The sequence below is a fragment of the Cohnella pontilimi genome (assembly GCF_005049045.1).
GTDB classification, from domain to species: Bacteria; Bacillota; Bacilli; order Paenibacillales; family Paenibacillaceae; genus Cohnella; species Cohnella pontilimi.
Window position 1 is genome coordinate 763,812 of sequence record NZ_SUPK01000001.1, and the last position, 13,138, is coordinate 776,949.

At 52.4% G+C, this 13,138-nt stretch carries 10 protein-coding genes and 1 riboswitch; of the genes, 4 read left to right on the forward strand and 6 right to left on the reverse strand.

Translation table 11 applies throughout. The features are described 5' to 3' along the window. Nucleotides 1-33 precede the first annotated feature (33 nt). The gene (locus tag E5161_RS03845) at nucleotides 34-630 is read right to left on the reverse strand and encodes a thymidine kinase (RefSeq protein ID WP_136776328.1); all 597 of its coding nucleotides are present in this window, start codon (nucleotides 628-630) and stop codon (nucleotides 34-36) included. Between the two features lie 284 nt (nucleotides 631-914). Further along, nucleotides 915-1,008, forward strand: a riboswitch (cyclic di-GMP riboswitch). A gap of 67 nt (nucleotides 1,009-1,075) precedes the next feature. Here E5161_RS03845 and E5161_RS03850 point away from each other — a divergent pair. After that, complete coding sequence (locus E5161_RS03850; protein ID WP_136776329.1) at nucleotides 1,076-2,770, forward strand: GspE/PulE family protein; 1,695 nt, start codon at nucleotides 1,076-1,078, stop codon at nucleotides 2,768-2,770. After that, the gene (locus tag E5161_RS21330; protein WP_136776330.1) at nucleotides 2,745-3,461 is read left to right on the forward strand and encodes a response regulator; all 717 of its coding nucleotides are present in this window, start codon (nucleotides 2,745-2,747) and stop codon (nucleotides 3,459-3,461) included. Before E5161_RS03850 ends, E5161_RS21330 begins: the two co-directional genes overlap by 26 nt. A 60-nt stretch (nucleotides 3,462-3,521) precedes the next feature. Here the strand turns inward: E5161_RS21330 and E5161_RS03860 are convergent, their stop codons facing one another. The 4 genes from E5161_RS03860 to E5161_RS03875 all read right to left on the reverse strand — a co-directional run bounded on the left by E5161_RS03860 (nucleotide 3,522) and on the right by E5161_RS03875 (nucleotide 8,069). Continuing rightward, nucleotides 3,522-3,827, reverse strand: a complete 306-nt coding sequence (locus tag E5161_RS03860; protein ID WP_136776331.1) for a hypothetical protein — start codon at nucleotides 3,825-3,827, stop codon at nucleotides 3,522-3,524. A 2-nt stretch (nucleotides 3,828-3,829) separates the two neighbouring features. Then, a complete protein-coding gene (gntK, locus tag E5161_RS03865) occupies nucleotides 3,830-5,371 on the reverse strand; it encodes a gluconokinase (RefSeq protein ID WP_211246675.1) in 1,542 nt (513 codons plus the stop codon). A 32-nt stretch (nucleotides 5,372-5,403) separates the two neighbouring features. After that, nucleotides 5,404-6,765 carry a GntP family permease gene (locus E5161_RS03870; protein WP_136776332.1) on the reverse strand — a complete coding sequence of 454 codons (1,362 nt, stop codon included), beginning with the start codon at nucleotides 6,763-6,765 and terminating at the stop codon, nucleotides 5,404-5,406. Between the two features lie 239 nt (nucleotides 6,766-7,004). Further along, entirely contained in the window at nucleotides 7,005-8,069 is a 1,065-nt protein-coding gene (locus tag E5161_RS03875; protein WP_136776333.1) for a hypothetical protein, read from the reverse strand. A 192-nt stretch (nucleotides 8,070-8,261) separates the two neighbouring features. On the opposite strand from E5161_RS03875, the gene E5161_RS03880 reads away from it, so the two are divergent. Then, nucleotides 8,262-9,728: an ArnT family glycosyltransferase gene (locus tag E5161_RS03880; RefSeq protein WP_136776334.1), complete on the forward strand. Its 1,467-nt coding sequence runs from the start codon at nucleotides 8,262-8,264 to the stop codon at nucleotides 9,726-9,728. A 55-nt stretch (nucleotides 9,729-9,783) separates the two neighbouring features. On the opposite strand, the gene E5161_RS03885 is transcribed toward E5161_RS03880, so the two are convergent. Then, complete coding sequence (locus tag E5161_RS03885; RefSeq protein WP_136776335.1) at nucleotides 9,784-11,679, reverse strand: DUF4434 domain-containing protein; 1,896 nt, start codon at nucleotides 11,677-11,679, stop codon at nucleotides 9,784-9,786. A gap of 338 nt (nucleotides 11,680-12,017) precedes the next feature. Here E5161_RS03885 and E5161_RS03890 point away from each other — a divergent pair, with 338 nt between their 5' ends. Further along, nucleotides 12,018-13,124 carry a metallophosphoesterase family protein gene (locus E5161_RS03890; protein ID WP_246042084.1) on the forward strand — a complete coding sequence of 369 codons (1,107 nt, stop codon included), beginning with the start codon at nucleotides 12,018-12,020 and terminating at the stop codon, nucleotides 13,122-13,124. Nucleotides 13,125-13,138: the final 14 nt, after the last annotated feature.

The window sequence follows — 13,138 nt, forward strand, 5'->3', positions numbered from 1 at the left end:
GCTTGTCCGGAGTTTTCCATTTCCTGCGCGACTTTATGCTTGCTGGGGACCGAACGCGTCGTGGTAACAACGGCGGCACACCGGCTTGTAGTCTTCGTTGCCGCCGATTTGAATCTGCTCGCCGACATTGACCGGCACGCCGTCGCGGAAACGGATGACCATCGTGGCTTTGCGGTCGCAGTACCAGCAAATCGTCTTGATTTCCTCGATTTTGTCGGCATAAATCAGCAAATTATAGCTGCCTTCAAACAATTGATTCGCGAAATCGTTCTTCAGTCCGAATGCCATGACGGGAATGCCCAGCTCATCGACGATCCGGGTCAATTCCAGCACATGATGCTTCTTCAAAAACTGCGCTTCGTCCACCAGAATGCAATAAATTCGCTTCGGCTCGAACTGCGGCCGGTACTCTTTCACGAATTCATACAAATTGGTATGCTCGTCCACCGGTATCGATTTACGGGTCATGCCCACTCGCGAGCCGATCTGCTCGGCGCCGGCCCTCGTATCGACAGCGGGAGAAAAAATCATGACCGGCTTGCCCTGCTCTTCATAGTTATGAGCGACCTTAATAATTTCGAAGGATTTCCCGCTGTTCATCGTACCGTACTTAAAATACAACTGTGCCAAGCTGATGTCCCTCCATGCCGATCTTGTCCTGTCCATTATACAAGAGGAAACGGAATTGTTCGACAACAATTGTCGAGAGAAGGTACGTTTACCTACGAAAGCCTCGAGGGCGGATCCTATTTTTTAGGTCTAATGAACTTGAAGCCGGGACGTCAATAGAACCATGTCGCATGTTGGAAAAACAGGAGATTCGGACGACCTTGTCCCGGAAGGATTTTGGTCCTATTTTGCAGAATTTTTATTATAGTGTCAACGCCGACAAGATTCATTTACTTAGCCAAGCGCAAGAACAAAGGCAAACCCGAGCGAAAGCCGGGGACGCAAAGCCGCGGATCTAAACCATCGCACGGATGATGGCATGACAGCCGGGTTGCTCCAGGAGCTTGGCTTTTTGCTGTCCGGAAAAGGCGGTCACCCCCATCCGGAACGTCGAAAGGAGGACCTTATGCGTATAGGCGAACTATTGATCATGAACGGATGGATCTCCAACGAACAGCTGAACGAAGCGTTGGAGGAGCAGCGCCTCCACCCCGCCAAACTTGGGGAAATCCTGATCGCCAAAGGATTTATAAACGAAGGACAACTGGTCGAAGTATTGGAGTTTCAGCTCGGTGTGCCGGTGGTGAAGCTGTCCGAAACGGCCTTTGATCCGGCTGCCGTGCACCTTATACCCGATTCGGTCGCGCTTAAGCACCGAACGCTGCCGATCGGGAAAGACGGCGGAAAACTTCGGGTGGCCATGATCGACCCGCTGAACCAGGAGGCGATCAAAGAGATCCAGATGGTAACGGGGCTCCGCGTACAACCTCTGATCGCCGCCCGCTCCGAAATGGATGAAGTGCTTGTCCGCTATTACGGAGAGGACGATTCTCGCGAGGAGTTAGCGGCCATTCTGAGAGAAGGCATGAAGTGCCAAGCGTCCGCCATTCGTCTTGAAGCCCTAAGCCACGGGCTGTCGGTCCGTTACCGGACGACTGAATCGCATCCGGATGAGCGCACGCTCGATAAATCGAAACAACTCGCTCTGGTCGCGCGGATCAAGCGAATGGCCGGCATGAGGACGGAAAACATGCCGCTGCCGCAATCCGGCCGTTTTCAGACCGACGTCGACCACAAACCTGTAGATGTCCGCGTCTCGACGCTGCCGACCCGGTACGGGGAGAGCTTATATTTGTTGCTATCGGATCCGTATACTCCGCTGCTGCAGTTCTCCGAGTCGGATTTGAACGAGAACGATCGGGAATCGGTAGACAGGGCGATCCGGCAGCCGTCGGGCCTGTTGCTTTTTGCAGGACCTCCAGGATCGGGCAGAACGTCGCTCGCTTACTCCGTCGCACAGGAGATTGCAAAGACAGGACGAAAAATCATCTCTTTGGAAAATCCGATTGGGCGTACGATGCCCAACATGATGCAAGTGGAGATCTGCGAGCATTCCGGTTTGACCATGTCGTTCGCTCTCCGGGCGGCGCTGCGGCATCGGCCGGACGCTCTCCTGATCGACCAAATCGCCGACGCGGAAACCGCGGAACATGCTCTGCTCGCTTCCCGCTTCGGACCCCTCACCCTCGCCACGATTACGGCAAACGGAGTTTTTGAGACGCTTGGCCGCTTGATGGCATGTGTACGGGACACGGAGTTGTTGGCCACCTCTCTCTCAATGATCGTTTCCCAGCGGCTGGTCAGGCGGGTCTGCCGGCAATGCGCGCAAGCCGTACCTGCGACGGAAGAGGAACTGCGTCATTTCGAAGCAAACGGGATTCTCCTGTCCGAAGAATCGAAACAGTCCGCGAAAGGCGTCATCGGCAATTTCCGTTCATTCGTCTCCGCCCAAGTCAGCGGGAAACCGGCGGTCACCAGGGGCATCGGTTGCCGCGTGTGCGGCAACACCGGTTATCACGGCCTTATCGCGATTCACGAATCGCTGACGATCGACAACCCCTTGCGCGAACGGATTGCCGAACGGATGCCGATTCGGGAAATCGAGCGGCACGCAAGATTGAACGGCTGCAAAAGCTTGGTGTCCGATGGTCTGGGCAAAGCACGGGAAGGACTCACGACAGTGGATGAAGTGATGAAATCCGTCACCTTCACACATTTCGAAGGAGGCAACAACAGTGGCATACCGGTTTCTGGTGGTTGACGATACAAATTTCATGCGGAAAATGGCTTCCGATTGCTTGAAACAATTCGGGTACGAAGTAGCCGGAGAGGCGGCGAACGGCAAAGATGCGGTAAGGCTGTTTGAAGAGCTGCGGCCGGACGTTGTCATCATGGATTTGACGATGCCGGAATTGAGCGGGATTGATGCCTTGAAACAAATTTTGCAAATCAACCCTGAGGCCGTCGTCCTCATCTGCTCGGCCAGCAACCAGAAGGAGCAAATATTCGAGGCGCTCGAGGCGGGCGCCAAAGGTTATTTGTCGAAACCGTTCAATCCGAAGCGCCTGCAAGAGGTCATTCAAAAATACGCCGTTCCGTTCCTTGTTCCCTCCACTACACTTCATGGTGAGGTTGATGCGGCGGAGGCGGAAGTCGTAATGGAAACGGCGGCGGCCGTTGAACCGGCTGACGAGCCTACAACCAATAGCGTTGATTCGATCAGGAGGAATGAGAAGATGAAGAGCTTCGTCAGCAGATTGATGTGTAACTGGCAGGAAGAAACGAATGAAGGTACCGTCCACTATTCCGTGATCTGCACGGAAAGCGAGAACAGTCTGCTCGTCGAGATGAACGGCGACAACAACGAGAAGCAGGTCATCTCCTTCTCCCTGGACGGTTTTCGGCAATTGGCCGGCTGGCTCGACGATCATTTGGGCAGCAGAACAAACTGACCATGAAAAGGAAAACGGGTTGTCCCTCGGCTCTTCGCGAACCTTGTAGGACAACCCGTTTTATTCCATCATCCCGAACTTGCGCATCTGCTCCCACAGCCGCTCGCGGGTGAGAATTTCTTTTTGCTTGGGACCGATCAGATCAAAATGGGGAAACGGCTGCCGCCGGTGAATGTACTTCGGGTTCAGTCCATTGGCGACACACCAATCGGTCAACCGGTCAAGATCGGCGCAGCCGACCTTGGTGACCGTGTTGATGCCGGGAAAACGGGGTTCAAGCCAAAAATGCGTCAAAAACGCAATCTCGCCTCTCTCCACCTGTTCCTTCCACGCCTCAAGCTCTTCTCTTTTGATCCCGAAGGCCATCGTTAAATATGCTTCTTCTGAAAGCGGGCGATCGCCTCGTATTCTTCTTCCAGCTTGCGGGAGACCGAGATGAAAATCGGCAGCAGCTCATGATAAATCGCCGCGTTTTCTTTGATCGGCTTATGTTCGTGGGTGGAGCCCACCATGCCGGAGACGACGTTCAGCGAATCGACGCGGCCCGTCGCGTACAGGCCAAGAACGACGGCTCCGAGACACGAGCTTTCGAAGCTTTCGGGAATGACCACCGTCTGGTCGAAAATATCCGCCATCATCTGCCGCCATAACGGAGAACGCGAGAACCCGCCGGTAGCGTGAATTTTTTTCGGCCGTCCGATCTTCTCTTCCATCGCCAGCAATACCGAATACAGGTTGAAAATGACCCCTTCGAGCACGGCGCGAATCATATGTTCTTTGCCGTGGTGCATCGTTAAGCCGAAGAAGGAGCCCCGCGCATTGGCGTTCCACAGCGGCGCCCGTTCCCCCGTCATGTAAGGGTGGAACAGCAGTCCGTCCGCACCCGGCTGCACTCTTTGCGCCATTTGATTGAGCAGGTCGTAAGCGTCCAAGCCGAGTCGCTTGGCCGTGTCGATCTCCGACGCCGCCAATTCGTCCCGCACCCAGCGGAACAGCATGCCGCCATTGTTGATGGGACCGCCGATCACCCAATGCCGCTCGGTTAATGCATAGCAGAAGATGCGGCCTTTCGGATCCGTGACCGGCCGGTCCACCACGGTGCGGATGGCACCGCTCGTGCCGATCGTGGCTGCAACGACGCCGGGTTCGACGGCATCGACACCCAAGTTCGAGAGTACGCCGTCGCTGGCGCCGATCACGAACGGGGTATGCTGCGGCAGCCCCATTTGCTCCGCATACGCGGGGTTCAGTCCTTGCATTTGATGGGTGGTCGGCACGAGATCGGAAAGCTGTTCTCTCGATACGCCCGCGACGCGGAGAGCTTCCTCGTCCCAGTCCAGCTGCTCCAGGTTGAACAGCCCCGTACAAGAAGCAATCGAATAATCGACGACATAATGGCCGAACAATTTGGCGAAAACGTACTCCTTGATCGAGACGAACTTGGCCGCCTTCCGGAACACATCGGGCATGTCGTTCCGGAGCCACATGAGCTTCGTGAGCGGTGACATCGGATGAATGGGCGTGCCGGTCCGCAAGTAGATTTCATGGCCTCCCAGCTCGCGTTTCAAGCGATCCGACCACTCCGCGCTGCGGTTGTCCGCCCATGTGATGCAAGCGGTCAAAGGCTTCCCGTCCGCGTCGACCGCGATGACGCTGTGCATGGCCGAGCTGAACGACACGAACAAAACTTGCCCGGCCGAAGCCGGGCTTTGGTTCATCACCGTTTGGACGCTGTAGAGAACCGCCTGAAAAATCTGATCCGGGTCCTGCTCCGCGACGGAGGCGTTCGGGGTATGCAAGGGGTACCCTTGGCTGGCCTGGGTCACGACTTTTCCGTTCTCTTCGAAGAGCACCGCTTTGGTGCTGGTGGTGCCGATATCCACACCAATCATGTACATCGTCTTGCTCAAAGCGAAACCTTCTTTCTGGTTGGATGCCTGTCTTACATTACCGTACTCAGAATTAAGATAAAAATCAATGCCATGATGGAAAGAATCGTTTCCATCATCGTCCAAGATTTTAAAGTCTGAGGGACGGACATGTTGAAAAACTCCTTCACCATCCAGAAGCCGGCGTCATTGACATGCGACAAGACCAGCGAACCGGCGCCGGTTGCGAGTACGGTCAGTTCCACATTGGTGCCCGGATTGAGCGCAAGCACGGGCGTCACGATGCCGGCGGCCGTCGTCATGGCCACGGAAGCGGAACCGGTAGCCACCCGAATCACCGCGGCTGCGAACCAGGCGAACAAAATAATGTTCACATTGGCTTGTGTCGCCATTTCTCCGATCGCCTTGCCGACACCGCTGTTGATCAATACTTGCTTGAACGATCCCCCTGCTCCGATGATCAGGATAATCGAGGCGGTCGGTGCCAAGCTCTCGCCGGCGAATCGGGACACTTGCTCCATCTTGAACCCTCGTGCATAGCCGAGAGAGAAGAAAGAAAATATTGCCGCGATTAACAGCGCGATCACTTCATGGCCGATGAATTCGGCGAATTTGGTGAACCCGCTGGTTGCGTCCGGATCCAGAATGGTCGCGATGGAACCGATCAGCATGAGGATGACGGGCATCAGAATCGTGAGCAGCGTGATGCCGAAGCCGGGCAAATTGTCGACCGACTTCGTCGAGAACTGCTTCTCCAAGTCGGCCGGAGGTTCCGCATTAATGCGTTTGCCGATGTAATTGCCGAACAGCGGTCCCGCGATAATGGCCGTCGGAATCCCCACGATGAGGGAATACAGAATCGTTCTTCCGAGATCCGCGCCGAAGGCGTCGATGGCAATCATAGGCGCGGGATGCGGCGGCACCAGACCATGCACGGTGGAGAGGCCGGCCAATACCGGGATGCCGATTTTCAGCAGCGGCACTTTCGTTTTCCGTGCGACCGTGAACACGATCGGGATCAGCAGAATAACCCCCACCTCGAAGAAGACGGGGATGCCCACGATGAAACCGACGAGCATCATCGCCCAATGGACCCGTTTCTCTCCGAACAGGTCCAGAAGCGTCGTGGCGATCCTTTCCGCACCGCCTGACTCCGCCATCATTTTGCCCAGTATGGTGCCGAGCCCGATGACGATGGCAATCGTGCCTAACGTGCCGCCTAAACCGCTGGTGATGGCCTTGATAACGTCCGGCGGCTGCATGCCGGTAAGCAGTCCGAGCAGCAATGCCGCCAATAACAGCGCGACAAAGGCATTCCACCGGTATCGGGCGATCAAAAGGACGAGGAGCACGATACACACCAGCGTCCAGACGATCAGCGTAGCGTTGTGGCTCAGTCCAAACAGACTATTCATCATGTACCTCCCTAAATACGCGTTTGACATGAACTTATGGCTAGCATCCCCCATATCCAGTTATTTCTTGTATGCAACAAAAAAGCTCCGCCACCGCATGCCCTGGAATTGGGCAAGCTGTGAGGGAGTCCAAACACCTTGAGCCCGGATAGTTCATTCCTTTATGAAAGGCGGCACTTTTGATATGCAAAAATAAAACGCCCCAGCCGTCAGCTGAGGCGTTTTCGTAAGTAATCCGATTATCTGCGTTGATTCGTGAAATAGATGACCTGTGGACCGGCGGAGCCGCCGGTTAGGCTCATTTGGGAGGAGTACAAGCCGCCATGCGGATTCACTTTGAAATCGGTAATGTGCCACGCTTGCTCGTAGTTCAAATAATCGGATTGAAATAATTGCTTGTTCCACAAGAGCGCAAAATGTCCGTATCCGCCCGCCGGATTCAAATACACGCCGACCTGTCGCGGATCACTGTGGCTATTCGTCACATGCACCGCAAAGTGATACATGACGCCGTAGTTCCCGTTGTTGATAACAGGAGCATTGTCTACTGCGCTCCAGCCGTTCTCGTACTCGCCGGGCATATCGTCTTGCCATGGTCCGTACGCTGCGGCATCTACCGATATATAAGCGTTACCTTGGGCCGTATCATACTGAATGACCCCGATTCGGTCGAAATGGGGAAACGTCCCCCTCCCGTGATCGTCCGAAGGAAGAATGGCGATTTTCTCGGGATTCTTGGGCTTCGATTCGTAGGCCAGAGTGGTCACCGTTACTTGTGCCGGCTTGCCGCTTTTGTCCGACGCCACGAATTGCACGATCCCGCTGTTCGTAATGTCTTTTGGCGTAGGAGCCGTGATATAGTAGCTTTGTCCCGGCGCAAGCTCCGCAACCAGCACTTTCGTATTTTGCGTGTTTAAAAATTGGACGAGCGCGTCCTGACCGGCAACGTCCACGTAGTAATTAGTGCCCACTCCGCGGCCTTTGGTGTATAAACGGACTGTTTGCGAGGAAGTGTTTGTGATGGCGGCACCGATTTCGAAGGTGGTGTCGGAAGCGTTTTGATGATGCCAAAACACACGAAACTCTCCATCGGCAACGCCTCGATACAGCCCGCCCGGCGTGGCGAACGTCTCCGGCGAGTCGCTGAAAATCAGTTTGCCTCCCACTCCGTAAAGCTGCGGCTTCTCCAACTGAACGGCAGGCTGAAGCGAGGAGATCGGAACCGTCTCCTGTGCCGCAAAAGCGGTTCCCGCTCCGAATAACCCTACCGCCATCGCAAGACTGAGCAACATTCTCTTCTTCAACAGTTATCCCTCATTTCACGTTTTGATTTCATTTCAAACCATCGAGTGAGGTCTCGCTGCTTTACGCCGCCTCACCTCCCTTCCGTGCCCGTTGCTGTTTCAAAAATGGATTTTAACTCTAAAATATTTGTGATACTTGGAATAATATTTCTTACCCTTTATAATGAAAGCGAATACATATAAGAGGACGTGGTGAAAAGCGTGGAAAGCATTCATAAAGGCTATCGGATCAGCAATTTCGTTTCCAGAGTGGTGATCGCAGCCGGAATTTTATTCCTCGTATTTACGCTCTTTTATGCTTTTCAAAATTCCGTTGTCTTCATCGGAACAAGCATGAAAACGGCCGGTATCTTGCTCGGAGCCACGATCTTGATCTTAGCGGCCGCCTACTTCATCACAAGATGGCTGTCACCCGTACAATTCATCATCCTGTTGGTCCTGGTCGGCTTCGGTCTGCGGCTCGCCTGGATACTGTCCATTCAAACTCCTCCGATATCCGATTTCCTGGATATGCGCAACGCTGCGCTGAGCGCGGCCCGCGGTGATCTCTCATTCGGGAGCAACGAGTATTTTTCACGCTGGGTTTATCTGCTTGGATTCACCATGTATGAAGCCCTGATCACGAAAATATTCGGGGCGTCCCTTGCGGTTTTAAAAGTATTCAATATTTTGTTTAACGTCGGAACGGCGATCGTGATTTATTTTGCCGGTTCTAAACTGTTTAACGAGCCATGCGGCAGAATCGCTTCTCTGCTTTATGCCGTATACATCCCGAATATCATCATGTGTTCCGTGCTCACCAACCAGTTTTTGTCTACCTTTCTGTTCGCGCTGGGCTGTCTGTTCGTTGTTCGAAACGGGTTTACGTCCAAGTATTCATGGACTTGGATTGGCTTACTCTTTGCCATCGGAAACATGATTCGTCCCTTAGGCACATTCTTCGTCATCGGATTCGTCGTATTTGCGCTGCTGTTTAAACTGCTGCCAGCCGAGAACAGCCGCAGAGTCCCCATTCTGACTCGCACGATCGGAGCGGTTGCCGTTTACTTCATCGTTTCTCAAATCATCAGTTACAGTTTCATTTACTCCGGTGTCACGGAGTATCCTTTCAAAAGCCAAGAACCTTACTGGAAATTCATGGTCGGCCTAAACCAGCAGACCGTCGGCGGATGGTCGCAGGAGGATACCGACTACGCGCTCAAGTACAAACTCGGCGAGGAAAGAAACCAGGCAGAATTGAAATTATTTAAAGAGAGATTGCAAGATAAAAACGCCGTCCTCAGCTTGTTTGTCAAAAAGTTTAAAATGATGTGGGGATCTGAAGACGCCTCCGTATTTTGGAGCTTATATGAGATAAACAAGCCAAACTTGGGTTCATTTCTCGTCAAGACGGAAAGAGTGATGTACACCTCAGTGGCGTTCTTTATGCTCATCTCCCTTGTTTTCCTATTTGTGAAAAGTGAGAGGAAAGAGCATCTGTTGTTCCTCGTGCTTCTGCTTGGCTATGCTCTTGTACATATTGTGATTGAGGTGCAGACGCGATATCGCTTGGACATATTGCCTGCTTTCCTCATCTTGCAAAGTTACGGCATTTATATCCTATACACCACGCTTATGAAACCCTTTGTTAAAAAGCAACCGGCCGCTGCAGGCGCCTGAGGAAAAGAGCTATCCCTTTCATCATGGATAAGGGATAGCTCTTTTTTAAGTTATGCTAGCCGTTATCGCGAGCGTGATGCGCCGGCTGCCGATCGAAAAGACCGCGGGCGGTGTCGCGTGATGCTTCGGCACCTTGCTGCTGACTGTCCTCACCGGCAGCTCCGTTGGCCGTATATCGCTCTATCAGAAGTTCATCCGTAAAGGTCCATGCATAATTGGCCGCATTGATGATTACTTTCACGAATCTGGCTTTGACGGATTTCTCCGGCAGCAAGCCATAAGAAGTCGGGGCCAAATCCGGAGGAGTCGGGCCAAAATTCAATTGACGGAACGGCGAATAACCTAGAGAAGTGAAGTTGATGTTGTCGTTCGAGACTTGGTACTCCACTGACTTGGGAAGCTTGATCGCGGAGCCGAGATCTTGGAAGAAATTAATCGACAAGCCGTCAATTCGTTGTACGGCTCCCAAGTCCACAGTGTACGAAAATACGAGCGGTGTTCCCTCCGTGTTCCGGCCCTGCCATTCCTGATCCCAAAAGTAGCCGGCTCCGAACTTGCCATTGGTCATCTCTTGACCGTCTGTGTCCGGGTAAGCGGGATGGGTCGGCAACGAGCTCGTGTACGGCTTATTCAGCGCAAGATTGACAGCGGCGGCAGCCGTGGTCACCTGCTCTGCCTTAGACAACTCGGACGGATAGCCTGAAGCGCTGTATGCTTCCACTTGATAAGAATACGTTGCGGCTGGCTTCAGACCGTTATCTTGGAATTTCGTCGTATACGATCTGCCGACTGCCTGCCCGTCACGATAGATGACATAATAGAACACATCCGAAGAACCGTGCCAGGAGAGCGTTAATTTATCCGTTCCTCTGACTTTCGACTTTAACGCATAAGGTACGTCCGGACTGGAAGTGTCCACTTGCCCGGTCGTGTAATAGTGTTTATACGCATCATGAAAAATAGAGGTCTTCGTCAGTTTAGGCGCCTGATAATGATCGTAAGAAAATGTAATGATGCGATCTACGTAAGGCTTTAGCAGTGTCATATGATCAACCAAATCTTTCGTTACCATCGATTCAGCCTTCCACGGATCGGAAATCACAGTATGGAACGTCTCCACATCCACCCACAATCGTGCGGCGGGATGCCGGTCCACCACTTCTTTGGTTAACCGAAACCAGTCAACTACTTCGGCAACGCTGTGATAACCGCCGCCCAAACCATCCTGGGGAATCAGGTAATCGATATTCGCTCCGCCCAAAATCCCGTCCCACGTTTTGGTCCAAGCCGTACTGTTTTGTTCGAACGTTTGTCCGCAGTTGCGCTCGTTCCAAATGGCCGGCGCAAGCGAGATCGTCTTGCCCGTTTGCTCGTGCACAAGGTTGGCCATGGAAGCGTACTTTGCAGTTAAGTTTGCGATTGACGTATCGTCCTGATAGCTGCAATTCTCCATTTCGTTCGGGAAGTAGAAACCCGTGAGGGACGGGTGTTGATGGTAGTTGCTCCACAATTCACGAACCATTTGTTCGCTGTAGCCGAACAATTCGTCCAACCAAGGCTTATTTAGCGCGTGGTATATGTACCAATCGTCGTTGACGTTGGTTCCGAGCCACACCTGCATACCCAATGCGTCGGCCGCCGTCAACAACTTTTCTACCGGGTCTCCTTCGTAATTGGCTTCTTGCGAAAGTCCCGGAATGGACGTCGGATAAATCGTCTGTTTGCTTCGCGTATCTGCAGTCCACTGAAGGATAAGCAGCTTATTGCCCACTTCTTTTAACGCCACCAGCTCCTGCTTCCAATCCTCAACGCTCCAACTGTATGCCACATAAGGTTGGATAAAGCTGCCTTCCGAATTCACCGGAGCAGCCGCGGCTTTCGAGATCCCAAATGGCATTGTGAGGAGTGCGCTAATAAAACACAATCCGAAGAGCAGCCATCGCTTCATCATGAATGAACTCCTTTCAGTAAAAATTATAGTTTTGGGAATACACCCTACTTTGTAAATTCGCTTTCATATTAGTATGGAAAGTCGTTTATTTCCATAGGAATAAAGAATTATTCCTTTTCGACATTATTTTATGGTTATTTTTTTCATAAGATACTCGCCTCAACACTTCATTTAAAAACAAAATTGCTTTTTTTATGAAGTAGGCTTCTTTCTATTGTAAACTTTACTCCACTATATTTTTGAATTTTAAATAAATATTCCATTTTGTCTTGACAGTGCGAGGTTGTCCATTTAAGGTAAATATTGGGATAAAAACCGAAAGTGAGGAGTGAGTTAATGTGAGGAAATTGTTATGGTCCACCGTATTAGCCGTCACCATGATCACACTATCGATCCTCCCGGTATCCGCAGGTCCGAAGCAAGAACACGGCCCCACCGGCGGAAGTAAAGCGCTCGAAAATCCGGGTGCCGCCGCAAAAGGATACCATGAAAGCAAGCACACCGCGTCTGAATCCAACGGCAGTAACAGCACGAAATCCGAGACGCCGCTCTTGACGTTCCCGGTGATCAGCGACATCCACGTGCAGTGGTGGTATGACACGTCACAAATGAAATTTATGAACGCCTTAAATGACCTGTACTCCATCAATCCAAACCCGGATACGATGGTCATCAACGGCGACCTGGGTGACGGGATGCCGGCTGACTATGCCAAGCTCACGGAGTTGTTGAACACGAACCCTCATCCCAAGAAAATGTTTTATACAATGGGCAACCATGAGTACTACAAAGCCTGGCACGACGCCGACGGCTGGTGGAATTCCGACACGTTTCCAAACGGCGAAACAGAGCAAGATTCGATCAATCGCTTCCTGCAGTTTGCGGGAGAAAAGAAGGTCTACTACGATCAGTTCGTAAAAGGGTATCATTTTATTTTCCTGGGATCTGAGTACTATCGGCAATCCGACTGGAACAATCTCGAGGATGCGTACTTGTCCGAGGAGCAATTGAATTGGTTGAAAGAAACACTTAAAAAAGGAGCGGAAGACGGCAAGCCGATTTTCGTATTCCTGCATCAGCCGATCCCTTATACCGTATCCGGTACCTCCTTCTGCTGTACGAACAACAGGGCGGTCATTCAGCATGAGGAATTGAAATCGATCCTGTCCGGATACCCGCAGGTCATTTTCTTCTCCGGTCATACGCACTGGGAGTTAAAACTGCCGCTTACACTCGTTCATGACAAGTTCACGATGGTGAACTCCTCCTCCGTGGTGCAGCCCTGGACAGATGACGGCAACGGCGGCGAAATGCTCGCCGGGCCCGATGACAGCGAAGGTCTGTACGTAGAGGTTTATAAGGACAAAGTCAAAATCAAGGGCCGGGACTTCTACCGAAAGCAATGGGTTCCGGAAGCGCAATTTACGGTGCCGGTAAACAAGTAATACAAAAGGGGCTG

Excerpts from the sequence above, each read along its gene's own strand:
- E5161_RS03885 (WP_136776335.1), bottom strand. The coding sequence starts at position 11,679 with ATGATGAAGCGATGGCTGCTCTTCGGATTGTGTTTTATTAGCGCACTC.
- E5161_RS03860 (WP_136776331.1), bottom strand. The coding sequence starts at position 3,827 with ATGGCCTTCGGGATCAAAAGAGAAGAGCTTGAGGCGTGGAAGGAACAG.
- E5161_RS03870 (WP_136776332.1), bottom strand. The coding sequence starts at position 6,765 with ATGAATAGTCTGTTTGGACTGAGCCACAACGCTACGCTGATCGTCTGG.
- E5161_RS03850 (WP_136776329.1), top strand. The coding sequence starts at position 1,076 with ATGCGTATAGGCGAACTATTGATCATGAACGGATGGATCTCCAACGAA.